Raw genomic sequence first — 17,042 nt, 5'->3', positions numbered from 1 at the left:
CGCACAGCAGGCCGGTGTCTAACCCCGCAGGGTCAGGTAGATCAGCCCGACGTTGAGCAGGCTGATCAGCACGGCGACGGCCCACCCGAGGCCCGTGGTGAGCCGGTGATTGGTGTCCTCACCCATCAGGTCCCGGTCGCTGGTCAGCCGCACCAGCGGGATCAGCGCGAAGGGGATCCCGAATGACAACACGACCTGGGACAGCACCAGGGCGCGGCTGGGATCGACGCCGATGGCCAGGATCGCCAGTGCCGGGATCAGCGTGACAAGCCTGCGCAGTAGCAGCGGATACGAGCGACGCAGCAGGCCCTGCATGATCATGGCGCCCGCGTACGCGCCCACCGACGTCGACGCCAGCCCCGACGCCAACAAGCCGACCGCGAAGAACAGCGCCACCGTTGGTCCTAGCGTGTCACGGACCGCGGCGTGCGCCTCTTCGATCGAGTCGGTGCTGTCCATACCCTGCAGGTTGGTCGCGGCGACCAGCAGCATCGACAGGTTCACGGCGCCCGCGACGAGCATCGCCAGCGTGACGTCCAGCCGCGTCACCTTGAGCAGCCAGCGCCGTTGCCTGCCGGGCCCGGGGTGGCCGTGCCGGTCGCGGGCCAGCCCGGAGTGCAGGTAGACCGCGTGCGGCATCACCGTCGCACCCAGCATCGCGGTGGCCAGCAGCACGCTCTCGGCGCCGTCGAACCGTGGCAGCAGACCAGCGGCCACCTGGCCCGCCGGCGGCGGCTCGACGAACAGACTGGTCAGAAAGCCGATCGCGATGACCAGCAGCAGCCCGCTGATCACCCGCTCGAACATGCGTTGCCCGCGCCGGTTCTGCACCGCAAGCAGCAGCAGTGACACGAAACCCGTGATCACCCCGCCGATGACGAGGGGAAGATCGAACAGCAGGTGCAGTGCGATCGCGCCACCCACCACCTCGGCGAGATCCGTTGCCATCGCGACCAATTCCGCCTGCAGCCAATAGACGATGCGGGTGCGCGTGCGGGTGTGGGCGGCGACCGCCTCCGGGAGACTGCGCCCGGTGACGAGGCCGAGTTTGGCCGAGAGGAACTGGACCAGCCCGGCCATCACGTTGGCCACGATGATGACCCAGACCAGTAGGAAGCCGTACTGAGCGCCAGCGCTGACGTTCGCGGCGACGTTGCCGGGGTCGACGTAGGCGATGGCGGCGACGAAGGCAGGTCCGAGCAGTAGCCAACTCGGCCGCAGCCGCGGTTCGGCGTCCTGGATCACCTAACCCACTTTCTATCCGGTAACGCGAATAGAAAAGTTAGGTTAGCCGAAACCTCCTCGAGCTACCAGCCCCACCCGCCGATTCCGATGACGATGCCACCGCCGCCACCCCACCACGGCCATCCGCCGTAGAAGTTGTTCTGCTGGGGCGAGGTGACGATCTGCGCGCTGCCGTTGGTTTGGCACTGCGTGGTGTTCGGAGCGGTGGTTGTGCATTTCGGCTGGGCTGCGGCGGCGGGCGCCAGCGCAACGGCCGCGCATCCGCCAGCCGCCAAAACCAATGAGAGGGAACGAATAAGGCCTCGCATGGTTGGCCTCCTTGATGGGCCAGGACAAATGTGATTAGCGACGGCCCTCGCCACCGCCACCGATGATCAACGCTGGACCCCAGAACTCGTCATCCCACGGATAGGGATAGTCCGTTTCGGGCGGGGTGGCGTTGAGCTGGACATTGCCGGGTGTGGCGCATTCCGTCGTCCCAGCGCCCATATCAGTCACGCCGCCGACGTCGGTGCAGTCCGGCAGGGTGGAAGAGTCGCCGGGATCGGCAAGTGCGGCGGGCGCGGAAAAAACTGTCGCTGCGGTGCCTGCCGCGACAATCAGCGGGGTGAACGTGCGCAGGATCCTCCGCATAGGCAAGTCCTTCTTCTGAAGTCAACCCCCGGGTTATGAGCCAGCGTACAGCCCTTTTCCGGTGACAAGGGGCAAGTCGAGCGTCGTGGTGATACCGGGATCGGCATCGATCACGGCTGGAATCGCGTTGACGACCCGCGCGGCGGTGGCGACCAATCCGGCATGGTTGTGATCGCCCTTTCGGCTGCTCAGACACAAGTCCAGCGCGTAGGACGGTTCGCCGGTGATCTCGATGCGGTAGGAGCCACCGTCTTGCGCAGGCTGCGGCCAGTCGGGGTGCAGATCGTCGCGCAGTCGGGTGACGTGTTCGAGAACGACCGCGACCTTGCCGTCCTTCATGCCGCGCACCTCGAATCGCAGCGCCGCAGCGGTGCCCTTCGCGATGTGCCCCGACGCAATGTCGAAGTCCTCGGGCGCGGGGGTGCGGGTGTAGGTCTCGGTGACCTCGTCGAGTTCGATGCCGAGGCCCGCGGCGAGTTGGCGGACAACCGAACCCCACGCCAGGCTCAGCACGCCGGGTTGCAGCAGCATCGGGATGTCGTCGAGCGGCTTGCCGAATCCCATCACGTCGAACATCACGGTGGCGCTGTCATAGGTGTCGTAGTTGATGATCTCCATGCAGCGGATCTGCTCGATGCGCTGGCACGTACCTGCCAGCGCGAGCGGCACCAGATCGTTGGCGAAGCCCGGATCGATGCCGTTGACGAACACGCTGGCGTTGCCCGCCTTGGCGGCTTCCTCGATCGGAGTGATGAGCTCGGCGGGCAGCGTCTGCCACGGGTACTGGAGGAACACGGCGCTGCTGCCGACGACGTTGACACCCGCGGCGAGAATCTTGCGGTAGTCCTCTAGTGCGTCGGGCAGGCGGTTGTCGGCCATCGCGCAGTAGACGGCGCATTGCGGATTGGTCGCGAGCACCGCGTCGAGGTCCGTGGTGGCTCGGACGCCTGTCGAAACATCAAGTCCCACAAGCTCTCCGGCGTCTTTGCCGGCCTTGGAATCACTGGACACCCAGACGCCGGTGAGCTCGAAGCGTGGGTCGGTGATCAGTTGGCGCAGCGCGTGGCGGCCGACGTTTCCAGTGCCGATCTGCGCGACTTTGATAACCATGACTAGCTCCTCACAGATCGGGGATGGGCAGGTCCAGATTGGGGATGTTGAGTCCGCCGTCGATCTCGAGCACTTTGCCCGTCAGGAAACTGCCTGCGGGCGATGCGAGATACACGGCGGCGGCGGCGATGTCGGCGGGGTCGCCGAGTCGCCGCATCGGGGTCGCCTTCTCCATGGGCTCACGCAGTTCATCGTTGGAGGCGACGATGTCGAGTGCGGAGGTGAGGATGGATCCCGGCGCGATCGCATTGACCCGGATCCTCGGGCACAGGTCCAGTGCGGCTTGCCGGGTGTAGTGCGCAAGCGCCCCCTTCGCGGTGGCATACGCGGCGAATCCGCGGCCTGCCAATCGGCCCATGGTGGAGGTGATGTTGATGATGTTGCCGCCCCCGGAGTGCTCGAGCATCAGAGGAACCGCGGCGGTGGTCAAGGCGTGGGCGGTGAGCACGTTGAACGTGAACGCGTCCTTCATGTTCTTGATCGAGGTTGTCAGCAAGGTGTTCGGCATGGTGCCGCCGACGTTGTTGACGACGATGTCTAGTTTGCCGAAAGCGTCGACCGCCTCGGTCGCCAGCTTGGCCGTGTCATCCGGGTGGGCCAGATCGGCGACGACGATGTGTGCCTTGCGGCCCGCCGCTCGGACTTGGTCCGCGACCTCTTCGAGTTGCGACTGTGTGCGGGCCGCAATCACCACGTCCGCACCGACTTCCGCGAACGCCACTGCCATCGCCGCGCCGAGTCCGCGGCCCGCCCCGGTGACCACCGCGACCTGGTCGTCCAGCCTGAACTTGTCGAGAATCACTTGGGTCTTCCTTCCCTCGCCGGGCGAACCGTAGCAGGCGGGCGACACCCGTGTGCGTCATTTCTGAAACACGTTCTACTTTTCTGATGCCGCGGTGATTTCTGCGTGAAGGTCGCGATCGCGGGTTGTCCACAGCCCCGCTGCAGAAATCGACGATCTGGGCGGACTCTTGTCGGCGGTTGACGTGAGCATCCCAGCATGTCAGAGCCATTCATCGGCGCCGAAGCGCTCAGCGGACGCGGGCTGACTCGCGGGCAGTTGCGGTGGAACAACACCGCAGTGCACCCGGGCGTCTACATAGCCAACGGCGTCGAGCAGACGCTCCTGCGCAAGACGGTCGCGGCCTGGCTGTGGACGCGTCGTAGAGGCGTCATTGCCGGGTGAGCCGCGGCCGCGTTGCACGGAGCGAGATGGGTCGACGCGTCAACGCCGATCGAGTTGATCACCGAACACACCCGCAGACGTCGCGGCGTCATTGTGCGCGAAGAGCGGATAGGCGACGACGAGATCACCTATGTCGGCGAGCTTCCGGTCACCACAATTGCACGGACTGCCCTGGAGCTGGCCAGACACTTGCCTCGGGACGTCGCGATAGCGAACTTGGACGCACTGGCGGCGGCAACCGGTGTGTTGCCCACTGACGCGCTCGAGCTCGCAGCGAGATACCCCAGGTTGCGGGCATCCGACGGGCCAGGCTCGCGCTGGCGTTGATGGATGGCGGGGCCCAGTCGCCGAAGGAAACGTGGCTGCGCCTCGTCCTCATCGACAGCGGGCTGCCACGGCCGCGAACGCAGATCCACGTCACTGATGGTGTGAACGAGGCATTTCTCGATATGGGCTACGACGAGCCGATGGTCGCGTTCGACTACGACGGGCAGCACCACAGCAAGAACCGACATCAGTATGTTCGCGACATCGGCCGCGCGGAATTAGTCGACGGGCAAGGATGGATCGACATTCATGTTGTCGCCGAACACAGTCGGCGCTACATCCTGTACCGAGGGCACCAGGCCTTCATTCGCCGCGGTTGGCGGCCGTCGATTTCTGCGTGAGGGTCGTCATCCACCGTTCGCCGCAGCCCTGGTGCAGAAAACGACGTGAGCGCACAATTGAATGCACGTCTGGAATTGGGGAGCCGCGATGAGCGAGCAACGGTACGACTTCTTCGGTGAGATCTTCGAGCGCTACTTCCGGCCTGCGATCGACATGTGTCCACCGATGGGCGACGCACTCGTCGAGAGGTTGTTCACGCTCAGCGACGATCTCCCGGACCGGCTGGCGCAGATGCGGCGCGCCGCGGTGGCATGGGGCAAGGCCGAAACCCCGAACGCGGGCATGTCGACGGAATTCTTCGTGATCACCCAACGCGGACTGATGTATGGCGCCGTATTGGCGCAGTCGCGCCGGGCGCTGTACTACCTGGCCACACCGCCCGGTCTGTTCGATCCGCTCGTCGATCAAGTCGACACGGCCGACCTGCGCGAGGGGGCGGTCGCCGTCGTGGACAGCGGGTTCCGCCGCGACCTGGCATCGGCTCATCCGATGGACGCCGCGCTGCGTCGGATACTCGATGAGCATGATGCGCTGCGGGTGAATCTGCCCGCATAGCTACTTCTTGGCGGCGGCCTTCTTGGCCGCTTTCTTCGCGGGGGCTTTCTTGGCCGCTTTCTTCGCGGGTGCCTTCTTCGCCACGGCCTTCTTGGCAGGGGCCCGCTTCGCCGGTGCGTCTCCGTCGGAGCCGCCGCGCCGCGCCTTGACGCTGGCCTCCAGCTTGGCGAGCAGATCCGACACGTCCTCGGTCTCGTCCAGCTCCTTCGGCTGCTCTTCGGTGGTGAACGCTTCACCACCCTCGAGTTTCGCCTGAACGAGCTCCTGCAGCTGCTCTTGATAATCGTCGTGATAGCGGTCCGGGTTGAAGTCGTCGGTCATCGACTCCACCACCTGGCCGGCCATCTTCAACTCCGCCGGTTTGATCTCGACTTCCTTGTCCAGCACTGGGAAATCGGGATCACGAATCTCGTCGGGCCACAACAGAGTCTGGACGATCATCACGTCGCGCTTGCTGAAGTCCTGCACTCGCAGGGCGGCGAGCCGCGTCTTGTTGCGCAACGCGAAGTGCACGATCGCAACCCGGTCGGTCTCCTTGAGCGTCTTGGTCAGCAGCACGTAGGACTTCGACGATTTCCCGTCGGGCTCCAAGAAGTAGCTCTTGTCGTACATCATCGGATCGATGTCGCTGGCCGGAACGAACTCCAGCACCTCGATCTCACGACTGCGCTCCTCGGGCAGCGTGGCGATGTCCTCGTCGGTGATCACCACCGTCTGTCCGTCATCGGATTCGTAGGCCTTCGCGATGTCGCGGTACTCCACTACCTCGCCGTCGAGTTCGCAGACCCGCTTGTACCGGATGCGCCCATTGTCCTTCGCGTGCACCTGGTGAAACTTGATGTCGTGATCCTCGGTCGCGCTGTAAACCTTGACCGGCACGTTCACCAGGCCGAACGCGATCGAACCTTTCCATATGGAACGCATAAGCCCAGGCTAACCCGGTTGGGGCAACAACGGGCCCGACCCGGCCGCCGCGGCATCGCGCGTCGCTCGATCCGGCAGGTCAGCGCCCGCGCGCGCCACGGTCAACGCCGACGACAAGGCCGCCGTCTGCACCACTTCCCGCAGCGCCTCCAGCGGAATCCGCGCCAGGTGCGGGCGGCGCTGCGCGCCTAGCAAGCCCAGTGACCACAACGCGTCGATCAGCCCCGTCATGAATGCATCGCCTGCTCCGACGGTGTCCACCACGTTCACCTTGAGCGCAGGCACCCGTACTGTCCCCGCCGCGCACATCGCGAACGCGCCTGCCTCACCCATCGTCACCGCGACGATCGACGGGCCCAAGCCGAGCCACGTCGCGGCGACCTGTTCCGGCGACCGGTTCGGGTCGATCCAGCGCATGTCCTCGTCGCTGGCCTTGACCACGTCGCAGCGTTCGATCCAGCGGTCGATGCGGCGGCGCGCGACGTCGTCGTCCTCGATCAACGCGGGCCGCACGTTCGGGTCGAACGTGATGGTCGCTGACGGGTGATACGCGTCGAGCAGCGCGGCGGTGGCCCGGCAACCCGGTTCCAGCACCGTCGCGATCGACCCGGTGTGCGCGACCAGTGGCGGTGCCACCTCCGGTGTGCCCGAAAGCTGCCAGTCGATGTCGAACACGTATTGCGCCGAACCGTTGACGTCCAGCGTCGCCAGCGCCGTCGGTGTCCGATCAGCGCTCAAGCTGCCCGAAACCAATTGCACCCCAGACTGTTTGACATAGTCGACGATGCGACGGCCACGCGCGTCGTCAGCGATGTGGGTGAGGAAATCGACGCCACGGCCCAATCGCGCCAACCCGACCGCCACATTCAACGGGCTGCCGCCGACGTGCTCGCCCATGACCGCGCCGTCACGCTCGACGATGTCGATGAGCGCCTCGCCAATCACCAGCGCCCGCTGTGGCGCGCCAGGCGCGGTCATGTCGTCTCCTTCAGAAGTAACGTTTCCAGCGTCGCGCGCGCCCCGTCGCGGTGCAGCGAGTCCAGCGCCCACAGATACGCCTCGACGAAACGTGGCTGCTCCGCCAGATCTCCGAACAATCCGGTGTTTTCGATGAAGGCGGTCGGGTGCTCGCGCTGCGACTGCGCCAACGGCACCAGCGTGTCGGCCAATTGATCCTGGACGTCGATCGGCTGGCCTTGTTCGTCGACGCCTTCGGCGTATCGCGCCCAACTGGCCACCGTCGCCGCGGACAGCCGGACTGGTCCGCCCGAGGCGAGGTTGGCACGGATGACCGGCACCAGCCACTTCGGGATGCGGTCCGAGGACCCGAAGCACAACCGCGCGATGGTGTCCTTCACCCCTGGATTGGCGAACCGCTCGATCAGCGTGCGCTTGTAGTCGGGGAGGTCGATACCGGGCACCGGCTTGAGAGTCGGCGTTGCCTCGGAATCCATGTAATCGAGCAGGAATTGGGCGAACAGCGGGTCGCCGGCCGCGTCGTGGACAAGCCGGTAGCCGGCCAGGTATGCGAAGTAGCACAGGCTCTGATGACTCGCGTTGAGCAGCCGCAACTTCATCAACTCATATGGCATCACGTCATCGACCAACAGTACGTCGGCCTTCTCCAGCGGTGGCCGCCCGTCGGCGAAATCGTCCTCCAGCACCCACGAGGTGAACGGTTCGGCGACCACCGGCCACTGATCCTCGACGCCGAATTCGGCAGCCAGAACCGAGATCACGTCGGGCGTGGTGACCGGGGTGATGCGATCGACCATCGAATTCGGGAAGTGGGTGTGCTCGGTGATCCACGCGCCGAGGCCAGGATGCACCCGGTCGGCATGGGTGGTGAACGCGTGACGGGCGACGTCGCCGTTGGCCTCGATGTTGTCGCACGAGACGATCGTCGGCGATCCGATACCGCGGTCGCGCCGTCGCGCCAATGCGTCGGCGACCAGACTGAAGACGTTGACGTCGGGCAGGTTGTCGATGTTGTAACCGCCCTCGGTGATGGTCAGCGAAATGATCCTGGTGCTCGGCGCGGCAAGCAATTCCACGACGGCGTCCGGATCGTCGGGTGCGTAGCGGTAGTCGACGATCGACCCGATCACCCGCGCGCTGCGGCTACCGTCTGGATTCTCCAGCAGCAGCGTGTACATGCAGTCCTGCGCGGCCATCACGTCAGCCATCTTGCGGTCCGCGGGCAACACCCCGACTCCGCAGATGCCCCACTGGGTGGCGAGTCCCATCTCGAGCAACCGGTCGACATACATCGCCTGATGGGCGCGGTGGAACCCGCCAACCCCGAAATGAACTATGCCGACCCCGATTTCGTCACGACGGTAGCTCGGCTTGTCGATCGGGATCTGCGCGAGCGTCTCTGTGTTCAATTTCATGACACCACCACCACGGACTTGACGCTACCCCGCTGCCGGTCGGATTCGAGTGCGTCGGCGGCCCTCTCCAACGGAAAGCGCGCGGTCACCATCGCGTCGAGATCCACCCGCCCGGACTCGACGAGCGCGAGCGCCGTCGGCCAAGTGTCGGCATAACGGAACACCCCGGTGAGAACCAACTCGCGATTCTGAATCAACTGCGTCGGCAACTCCATCGACTCCGCTCCGGACCCGACGAGCACCACCGTCCCCGCCGGCCGCACCGCCTTGATCCCGGCGACGACCGCCGACGGTGCGCCCGACGCGTCGATGAACGCGTCGACGCCGAGGTCGCCGATCGGCTGTGCGGTCGGGTCGACCACGGCCGTGGCGCCGAACTCCTTGGCCTGCGCCCGCCGCGCGTCGTCGGGATCGCTGACCACGATGTCGGTGGCGCCGTACGCGCGGGCGAGTTGTGTGAGCACGATGCCGATCGGGCCCGCGCCGGTGATCAGCACCCGCGCGCCCCCTGCGATGTTCGCTTTGCGGATTGCCGCGATGCCGACCGACAGCGGTTCACACAGTGCTGCGGCGTCATCGGACACCGAATCGGGCACGCGGTGGGCGTACCCGGCGCCGATGGTGACGTAGTCGCAGAACGCGCCGTCCACCGGTGGTGTCCCGAAGAACCGCATGTGCGGGCACAGGTTGTAGTGACCGCGACGGGTCTCGATGCTGTCGGGGTCGGGCCGCTGCGGTTCGATCGACACCCGCTCACCGATGCGCTCGACCGGGACGCCGGCGCCGACGCCGACGATCGTGCCCGCCGCCTCGTGGCCGAGCACCAAAGGCTGCTCGACGACGAAACTTCCGATTCGGCCGTGCCGGTAGTAGTGCGCGTCGGACCCGCACACCCCGACCGACGAGACCCGCACCAGCACGTCTCCGGGTTCCGGCCTGGGTATCGGCCGTTCCTCCATCTCGATGCGACCAGGTTCGACGAGTACCGCGGCCCGCATTTGGGTATCTGGCGAAAGTGTTGTGTGCGTCACAATCCCCATGCTAACGTCATGAGCATCTACTCGCACCCCTGAGCAGATGTTCACAGGTCGGAGAGGAGACGCAGTGTCGACACCGTCGTCGAATGGCAAGGTTGCCGAGCTCGGTGGCCGGGTCGTATCGCCGGCGCGGGACCGCGCTGCCACTCCAGAAGACCTGCGGCTGGCGTTGCGGGCCGCGACGCTCTATTACCTCGACGGGTTGACGCAGGCCGAGATCGCGTCCCGGCTCGGCGTCTCACGGCCGACGGCGGGCCGCCTGGTCGCAAGAGCCAAGGCAAGGGGACTGGTCCGCATCGAGGTCGTCGTCCCGCAGGACATGCGGGACGATCTGCACGCCGACGAGGAACGGGAACTCGAGCGGCGGTTCGGGCTCACCGAAGCGGTGGTGGCCGGGCATGGCGCCGACGTCGGCGCGTCCGCGAGGCCCGCGGCATTCGCAGGTATCGGCCGCCCAGCAGCCGCACTGTTGATGCGCCGACTCTCGCCCGACGATGTCCTCGGATTCACCTGGGGCCCAGAGCAAGTCGCGGTGGCCGACGCACTCACGCCGGGTGTGGCCAGCTGCCGCGCGGTGGTTCAACTCGACGGTGCGATGTCGACCGCCGCGTATCAGACCGGCACCGAGTTCATCCTGGGCCGCTGCGCGGACGTGCTGCGGGCCACCACGATTCGGCTGCCCGCCCCGCTCTATGCGGACCCCTCGACCGTGGCGTCCATGCGCAGCGACTCGCTGATCTCCCGCACGCTCGAGGCGGGCAGGCGTGCCGACGTGATGCTCTTCGGCGTCGGCGCGGTGTCGACCTCGACCACGCTGTTCGAGGGCAGCTTCCTCGACACCAAGATGCTCGACGAGCTGGTCTCGCTCGGCGCCGTCGGGGAGATCGGCGGCCGATTCTTCGACGCCGAGGGCGCATCCGTCGACACCGAACTGCAACAGCGTGCCGTCTCCGTTCCGCTCGAAGACATCCGGGCGTGCGAGAAGACCATCCTGATCTCCAGCGGTGAGACCAAGCATCGCGCCACCCTCGGCGCGCTGCGTGGGAAGCTCGCACGCCTGCTGGTCTGTGACATCGATTGTGCCCGTTGGCTGTTGGCACAGTGAAAGGTGAAGTCAAAGTGAAAGCGCTAAGAAGACTCGGAGTGTGTTTGGCGGCGACTGGGCTGGTGGTCACCTCCGGGTGCGCGGGCGCGGGCAGCTTGGGGGCATCGGCGAACGAGGTGACGATTGCCCTGGTGTCCAACTCGCAGATGACGGATGCCCAGAAGTTGTCCTCGGAATTCGAGAACGCGAATCCCGGGACGAAGCTGAAGTTCATCTCGCTGTCCGAGAATCAGGCACGGGCAAAGATCACCATGTCGACGGCGATGGGCGGCAGTGAGTTCGACGTCGTGATGATCAGCAACTTCGAGACGCCGCAGTGGGCGAAAACCGGTTGGCTGCTTCCGCTCAACGACTACATGACGAACACCCCGGGCTACGACGAGAACGACTTCATTCCGTCGCTGCGGGATTCGTTGTCCTATGACGGGAACATGTACTCGGTGCCGTTCTACGGCGAGTCGTCGTTCCTGATGTACCGCAAGGACATGTTCGAGAAGGCGGGCATCGAGGTACCCAAGGACCCGAACTACCAGCCGCAGTGGAGCGAGGTCGCGGACTGGGCGAAGGCGATCAAGGCCAAGGGCATCTCCGACGCGGGAATCTGCCTTCGCGGCAAGCCTGGGTGGGGTGAGGTGCTTGCGCCGCTCGACACCGTGATCAACACGTTCGGCGGCCGCTGGTTCGACGAGCAGTGGAACGCTCAACTCAACAGCCCCGAGGTCCACAAAGCCGTCAACTTCTACGTGGACCTGGTCAAGGACGCCGGTGAGATCGGCGCCTCGTCGACGGGATTCCAGGAGTGCGCCAACCTGTTCGGGCAGGGTCAGACAGCGATGTGGTACGACGCGACGTCGGCGGTGTCGGTGCTCGAGGACCCGAAGGAACACCCGGATCTGCAGGGCAAGATCGGCTACCTTGCCGCACCGATTGCCGAGAAGCCGAACTCGGGCTGGCTTTACACGTGGTCGCTCGGCATACCGACGCATGCCAAGAACCCCGACGGCGCATGGAAGTTCATCTCGTGGATGACCAGCAAGGACTACATGAAACTGGTCGGCGAGAAGCTGGGCTGGGCACGTGTCCCACCCGGCAGCAGGACTTCGACCTACACGCAACTGCCTGAGTACGAGGCGATTTCCAAGACATACGGGCCGCTGACGCTGCAGTCGATCAAGAATGCGACGCCGAACAAGCCCACGGTGCAACCGGTTCCGTACACCGGCGTGCAGTTCGTCGGGATTCCGGAGTTCCAGGATCTCGGAACACGGGTCAGCCAGCAGATCAGCGCGGCGATGGCGGGGCAGAAGTCCGTTGACGACGCACTGGCCCAAGCGCAGGAATACGCCGAGGTCGTCGGCCGAAGCTATCAGGAGAAGTGATGACTGTAACCGCTGATACCGATACCGCCGCCAGCGAAGCGGCAGTGGCCGAACGAGTTCGCAAGATCCGAGAGGCGCAGGACGTCGGGGTGAGCCGTGCCGAAGGATGGCGACGGCGCGGGCCACTGCTGCCCGCTCTGATCTTCATGATCGTCGTGACGCAGATCCCGTTCCTGTTCACGCTGTACTACTCGACGCTGTCGTGGAACCTGGTTCGCCCGGGCTCCCGGCAGTTCGTCGGGCTGAACAACTACATCGCGGTCGTCAAGGACAGCCAGTTCTGGACGGTGGCCTTCAACACCGTGCTATTGATCGTGGTCGTCGTGCTGGTCTCCGCGTTCCTCGGTCTGCTGATCGCATTGTTACTCGACCGCGCGTTTCTGGGGCGCGGTGTGGTGCGCACGCTGCTCATCACACCGTTCCTCATCACTCCCGTTGCAGCGGCGCTGATTTGGAAGACCACGATCCTTGACGCGACGAACGGCATCTTGAACTGGGTGCTGTCGCTAGTGGGCCTCGGGCCGGTCGACTGGATCGGCGAATACGGCTTCCAGATGGTGATGGTCGTGCTGATCTGGCAGTGGACGCCGTTCATGATGTTGCTGATCCTCGCCGGCCTCCAGTCGATGCCTCGCGACATCCTGGAGGCCGGTCGAGTCGACGGTGCGGGCGCGTTCCAACTCTTCCGCGAGTTGACGCTGCCCCACCTTCGGCGCTTCATCGAACTGGGTGTCGTGCTCGGCGCCATCTATCTGGTCAACACCTTCGACACCATCTACATGCTGACGCAGGGCGGTCCGGGTATCGCGAGCGCGAACCTGCCGTTCTACATCTACCAGCGCGCATTCCTCGGCTTCGACATGGGCCAGGCGGCGGCGATGGGCGTCGTGGTGGTGATCTTCACGATGATCATTGCGAGCTTCGCACTTCGGTTGATATTCAAGTCCTTCAGCGGCAAGGAAGAGGCGGCCTGACATGACTACCCCACAAGTAGTTGGAAGCACCGAAAAAGCTTCGGAGACAACGGCGGCCGCCACCGCCTCGAAGAAGAAGAGCCGCAAGTTCAGCCCGTGGGGTGTAGTGGCGTGGCTGGTCGGGCTGGGGTTTTTCTTTCCCGTGTTCTGGATGGTCCTGACGGCCTTCAAGCAAGAGGGTGACGCGGCGACCAGTCCACCGAAGCTGTTCTTCACCCCGACGCTGGATCAGTTCAAGGCGGTGTTCGAGCAGGGCATTGGGACCCCACTGCTGAACTCCATCTTCGCCACCGTCGTTTCGACAGTCCTGGTGCTGGCACTGGGGACTCCGGCCGCGTTCGCGCTGTCGCTGCGGCCGGTCCGCAAGACTCAGGACGCGTTGTTCTTCTTCATGAGCACCAAGATGCTGCCGATTGTCGCGGCGATCCTCCCGCTCTACGTGATCGTGTCCAACATCGGTCTGCTGGACAACATTTGGGCGCTGGTCATCTTGTACACCTCGATGAACCTGCCGATCGCAGTCTGGATGATGCGGTCGTTCTTCCTCGAGGTGCCCGGCGAACTGCTCGAAGCGGCGAGCCTGGACGGTGCAAGCCTGTGGCGTTCGGTGCGTGAGGTCATCCTGCCGCTGGTCTCTCCCGGCATCGCGGCCACCGCGTTGATCTGCGTGATATTCGCGTGGAACGAGTTTTTCTTCGCGGTGAACCTGACCGCGGTGAACGCTCAGACCATGCCGGTGTACCTCGTCGGGTTCATCGCCGGTGAGGGCCAGTACTGGGCCGTGCTGTCGGCGGCCGCAACCATGGCAGCCCTGCCTGTGATCCTCTGCGGGTGGTTTGCCCAGAACAAGCTGGTGCGCGGACTTTCGTTCGGCGCGATCAAATAGGGAGAAAGCAATGGCATCGATCACTTACAAGAACGCGTCGTGCATCTATCCGGGCTCCGACAAGCTCGCGGTCGATTCGCTCAGCCTCGATATCCAGGACGGCGAATTCGTCGTGCTGGTCGGCCCCTCCGGTTCGGGCAAGAGCACGGCGCTGCGCATGCTCGCCGGACTCGAGGACATCGACGAGGGCGCCATCGAGATCGGTGGCAAGGACATGACCGGGGTGCCCTCCAAGGACCGCGACATCGCGATGGTGTTCCAGAATTACGCGCTGTACCCCAACAAGACCGTCGCCGAGAACATGGGCTTCGCGCTGAAGTTGCGAGGCGTCTCGGCTGACGAGCGGCGCAAGAAGGTCGAGGAGGCCGCCAAGATCCTGGATCTCACCGAGTTCCTGGACCGCAAGCCCGCCAAGCTGTCCGGCGGTCAACGCCAACGCGTCGCGATGGGTCGCGCTATCGTCCGTGAACCACAGGTGTTCTGCATGGACGAGCCGTTGTCGAACCTGGACGCCAAGCTGCGCGTGCAGACTCGCACCCAGATCGCCGCGTTGCAGCGGCGCCTCGCCACCACCACCGTCTACGTCACCCATGATCAGGTCGAGGCAATGACGATGGGGGACCGGGTGGCCGTGCTGCGGTTCGGCAAGCTGCAGCAGTTCGCCTCTCCCAACGACCTGTACGACAAGCCGGCCAACGCCTTCGTCGCAGGCTTCATCGGATCACCGGCGATGAATCTGGTCACGGTGCCTGTCACCGCCGACGGTGTGAAGATCGGCGACGGCACAATGGAATTGGAGCGCGCCGACCTCACCAAGATCAGCGACGCCGGCCTGGACGAGGTCACCATCGGCATCCGCCCGGAGCAGCTGGAGCTCAGCACCTCCAGCGGGGTGGATGTCGTCGTCGACCTCGTCGAGGACCTTGGCAGCGAGGCGTTCGTGTACACCCACGCCGGCTCGGGCGTCGAGTTGGTGGCGCGGTGCAACCCGCGAACCGCACCCAAGCTCGCCGACTCGGTCAAGCTGCGCAGGCATCCCGATGGGGCGGTTCACCTGTTCCATCCGAAGTCTGGCGAACGTCTGAACTGACATGCGCGCGCCGTCCGGCGGGCAGGAGCGGTGGGCCCACGCGCGCAGCGCAGGGGACGACCCGGGGCGATGACAGAGTTTCGGCTTCGGGCACCCTCTGTGGGTCTGCTTGCGCTGCCGTGGGACCGGCCGTTGTCGGCGTGGAACGTCCCGGATGTTCCACTGCGCGACATCGCCGTCGGACCCAGCAGGCACCTGGTGAAGTTCGTCGAGGCTGACGGCGCGCTGTGGGCGGTCAAGGACATGCCACCGCGGATCGCGGCCAAGGAGTACGACGTTCTGCGCAGGCTCGAGGAGATGGGGCTGCCTGCGGTGCGTCCCGCGGGACTGGTGGTGCAGCCGGAGTTCGACACCGCAATCCTGGTGACGCGATATCTCGAAGGGTCATGGCAGTACCGGCGGCTGTTCATGCGACTGCCGCCGGATCAGCCGAAGCACCGGGCGCGACTGCTGGACGGCATGGCAGGGCTGCTCGTGGAACTACACCGCCACGGCGTGTTCTGGGGCGACTGCTCGCTGGCGAACACGCTATTCAGTCGCGACGGCCAGACGCTGCAGGCCTGGCTCGTCGATGCCGAAACCTCGGAAGTGCACCCCACGTTGAGCCGCGGACAGCGCGAGCACGACCTCGACATCATGGTCGAGAACGTCGCGATGGGGATGACGGATCTCGCCGAACGCCTTGGCCAGTCGGCCTTCGAGGATGTGTTGATCGCAGAGGCGGAGCAGACCAGGGTCCGATATGACGATCTGTGGGCTGCGCTGCACGCCGAGCCGACGTTCGGCTTCGCCGATCGATACCGCGTCGAGGGCACGGTGCGGCGGCTCAACGAGCTCGGCTTCGCCGTCGACGAGGTATCGCTGGAGCCGTTGGAGTCTGGCGAGCTCAAACTCCATGTCGCCGTTGGCGATCGGCGATACCACGCGCACCGTCTGCAGGAGCTCACCGGGCTGGACGTCGGCGAGGGGCAGGCGCAGATTCTGCTCGGGGACCTGAGGGCGTATCAAGCCCAGTTGTGCCGCGAGGCGGGTCACGACGTCGACGAATCCACCGCGGCCCGACTGTGGGTGATGGAGGTGCTCACCCCCTACGAGCGGCTCGCCCACGACGTCGTCGGCAACAAGGGCACTCCCATCCAGGCCTATTGCGATCTACTCGAAGTCCGCTGGCTGCTCAGCGAGAAGGCGGGCCGTGATGTGGGCACGAACGCGGCGCTGGCCGCGCTGCATGGTGACGTCATCCCCAGCGACTCGGCGGCGAAGGTCGCGATCGCCGAAACACCAACGGAGCCATTCGAAGTGATCGAACTCGACGACGGTGACCTCTCATCGACTTCTTCAGAATAACGTCGCCAACTTCTTAAGATTCGAACATATGTTCGGGTAGTGAGTTCGGTGCAGTCGGCGGTCGCGGCGTTGCGCGCGGCACACGAGGAGTTGGCTGCCTTGCCCGTCGATACGCTCACCAAGAGGGAGTTGGTCGACGCGCTCGACGAACTAGAAATCCTCTCCTGCCACTTGCCGACTCAGAGCCACCGCATGCTCGCCCGCCTACAGGCGGAGACCACTCCGAAGGAGATGGGCGCCAAGTCGTGGAAGGACGTGCTGGCGATCCGCTGGCGAATCTCGACTTCGGAGGCCGGTCGCCGGCTTGACGAGTCCGCTCTGCTGGGACCGCGCCGCACATTGACTGGAGAACCGCTCGCGCCACTGCTGCCCTGCACCGCGCTCGCGCAGGCGCGCGGGGCGATCAACCGGGAACACGTCAAGGTCATCCGCGAGGCGATGGATCGCATCCCACCCGCGGTGGACTCGCTCACGTGCGCGCAGATCGAGATCGACCTGGTACACACCGC

Annotated in this window: 17 protein-coding genes and 1 pseudogene; 9 read left to right on the top strand and 9 right to left on the bottom strand. The window is 65.1% G+C overall.

Annotated elements, in window-relative coordinates; translation table 11 throughout:
* Nucleotides 1-18 precede the first annotated feature (18 nt).
* The 5 genes from ACGFK1_RS24260 to ACGFK1_RS24240 form a co-directional block, all read right to left on the bottom strand.
* Nucleotides 19-1,245 carry an Nramp family divalent metal transporter gene (locus ACGFK1_RS24260; RefSeq protein ID WP_393435346.1) on the bottom strand — a complete coding sequence of 409 codons (1,227 nt, stop codon included), beginning with the start codon at nucleotides 1,243-1,245 and terminating at the stop codon, nucleotides 19-21.
* A gap of 62 nt (nucleotides 1,246-1,307) precedes the next feature.
* The gene (locus tag ACGFK1_RS24255) at nucleotides 1,308-1,553 is read right to left on the bottom strand and encodes a hypothetical protein (RefSeq protein WP_393435343.1); all 246 of its coding nucleotides are present in this window, start codon (nucleotides 1,551-1,553) and stop codon (nucleotides 1,308-1,310) included.
* A 34-nt stretch (nucleotides 1,554-1,587) separates the two neighbouring features.
* Complete coding sequence (locus ACGFK1_RS24250; RefSeq protein ID WP_393435341.1) at nucleotides 1,588-1,878, bottom strand: hypothetical protein; 291 nt, start codon at nucleotides 1,876-1,878, stop codon at nucleotides 1,588-1,590.
* A 33-nt stretch (nucleotides 1,879-1,911) separates the two neighbouring features.
* Nucleotides 1,912-2,988: a Gfo/Idh/MocA family oxidoreductase gene (locus tag ACGFK1_RS24245; RefSeq protein WP_393435338.1), complete on the bottom strand. Its 1,077-nt coding sequence runs from the start codon at nucleotides 2,986-2,988 to the stop codon at nucleotides 1,912-1,914.
* A 10-nt stretch (nucleotides 2,989-2,998) separates the two neighbouring features.
* A complete protein-coding gene (locus tag ACGFK1_RS24240) occupies nucleotides 2,999-3,790 on the bottom strand; it encodes an SDR family oxidoreductase (RefSeq protein WP_393435336.1) in 792 nt (263 codons plus the stop codon).
* Nucleotides 3,791-3,988: 198 nt separating this feature from the next.
* Between ACGFK1_RS24240 and ACGFK1_RS24235 the strand changes: the two are divergent.
* Nucleotides 3,989-4,842 (top strand): annotated as a pseudogene (locus tag ACGFK1_RS24235) (hypothetical protein).
* Between the two features lie 88 nt (nucleotides 4,843-4,930).
* Nucleotides 4,931-5,398 (top strand): glucose-6-phosphate dehydrogenase, encoded by a 468-nt coding sequence (locus ACGFK1_RS24230; RefSeq protein WP_393435333.1) that lies wholly within the window; start codon nucleotides 4,931-4,933, stop codon nucleotides 5,396-5,398.
* On the opposite strand, the gene ACGFK1_RS24225 is transcribed toward ACGFK1_RS24230, so the two are convergent.
* From ACGFK1_RS24225 to ACGFK1_RS24210, 4 genes are read right to left on the bottom strand one after another with little or no spacing between them, the layout of a single operon-like run.
* Nucleotides 5,399-6,322, bottom strand: a complete 924-nt coding sequence (locus ACGFK1_RS24225; RefSeq protein ID WP_393435330.1) for a Ku protein — start codon at nucleotides 6,320-6,322, stop codon at nucleotides 5,399-5,401. It lies immediately after the preceding gene.
* A gap of 9 nt (nucleotides 6,323-6,331) precedes the next feature.
* Nucleotides 6,332-7,300 (bottom strand): carbohydrate kinase, encoded by a 969-nt coding sequence (locus tag ACGFK1_RS24220; RefSeq protein ID WP_393435327.1) that lies wholly within the window; start codon nucleotides 7,298-7,300, stop codon nucleotides 6,332-6,334.
* Nucleotides 7,297-8,715: a mannitol dehydrogenase family protein gene (locus ACGFK1_RS24215; RefSeq protein ID WP_393435324.1), complete on the bottom strand. Its 1,419-nt coding sequence runs from the start codon at nucleotides 8,713-8,715 to the stop codon at nucleotides 7,297-7,299. Before ACGFK1_RS24215 ends, ACGFK1_RS24220 begins: the two co-directional genes overlap by 4 nt.
* Nucleotides 8,712-9,713, bottom strand: a complete 1,002-nt coding sequence (locus tag ACGFK1_RS24210) for an NAD(P)-dependent alcohol dehydrogenase (RefSeq protein WP_393435784.1) — start codon at nucleotides 9,711-9,713, stop codon at nucleotides 8,712-8,714. Before ACGFK1_RS24210 ends, ACGFK1_RS24215 begins: the two co-directional genes overlap by 4 nt.
* 79 nt (nucleotides 9,714-9,792) lie before the next feature.
* On the opposite strand from ACGFK1_RS24210, the gene ACGFK1_RS24205 reads away from it, so the two are divergent.
* From ACGFK1_RS24205 to ACGFK1_RS24175, 7 genes are all read left to right on the top strand, one after another.
* A complete protein-coding gene (locus tag ACGFK1_RS24205; RefSeq protein WP_393435321.1) occupies nucleotides 9,793-10,857 on the top strand; it encodes a sugar-binding transcriptional regulator in 1,065 nt (354 codons plus the stop codon).
* A 14-nt stretch (nucleotides 10,858-10,871) separates the two neighbouring features.
* Nucleotides 10,872-12,236 carry an ABC transporter substrate-binding protein gene (locus tag ACGFK1_RS24200; protein ID WP_393435318.1) on the top strand — a complete coding sequence of 455 codons (1,365 nt, stop codon included), beginning with the start codon at nucleotides 10,872-10,874 and terminating at the stop codon, nucleotides 12,234-12,236.
* The gene (locus ACGFK1_RS24195; RefSeq protein ID WP_393435316.1) at nucleotides 12,236-13,210 is read left to right on the top strand and encodes a carbohydrate ABC transporter permease; all 975 of its coding nucleotides are present in this window, start codon (nucleotides 12,236-12,238) and stop codon (nucleotides 13,208-13,210) included. The genes ACGFK1_RS24200 and ACGFK1_RS24195 overlap by 1 nt, the downstream gene beginning before the upstream one ends.
* Before the next feature lies 1 nt (nucleotide 13,211).
* Entirely contained in the window at nucleotides 13,212-14,096 is an 885-nt protein-coding gene (locus ACGFK1_RS24190) for a carbohydrate ABC transporter permease (protein WP_393435313.1), read from the top strand.
* 10 nt (nucleotides 14,097-14,106) lie between these two features.
* On the top strand, nucleotides 14,107-15,186 hold the full coding sequence (locus tag ACGFK1_RS24185) for an ABC transporter ATP-binding protein (RefSeq protein WP_393435310.1): 1,080 nt from the start codon (nucleotides 14,107-14,109) through the stop codon (nucleotides 15,184-15,186).
* Between the two features lie 69 nt (nucleotides 15,187-15,255).
* Nucleotides 15,256-16,533: a DUF4032 domain-containing protein gene (locus ACGFK1_RS24180; protein ID WP_393435307.1), complete on the top strand. Its 1,278-nt coding sequence runs from the start codon at nucleotides 15,256-15,258 to the stop codon at nucleotides 16,531-16,533.
* Nucleotides 16,534-16,572: 39 nt separating this feature from the next.
* On the top strand, nucleotides 16,573-17,042 hold a 470-nt coding region (locus tag ACGFK1_RS24175; RefSeq protein WP_393435304.1), incomplete at its 3' end, for a DUF222 domain-containing protein.

Origin of the sequence: Mycobacterium sp. NPDC048908 (assembly GCF_043197955.1) — a bacterium.
Lineage (GTDB): Bacteria > Actinomycetota > Actinomycetes > Mycobacteriales > Mycobacteriaceae > Mycobacterium.
The sequence above is the reverse complement of the archived record's forward strand: the minus strand, read 5'-3'. Positions and strand labels throughout refer to the sequence as shown.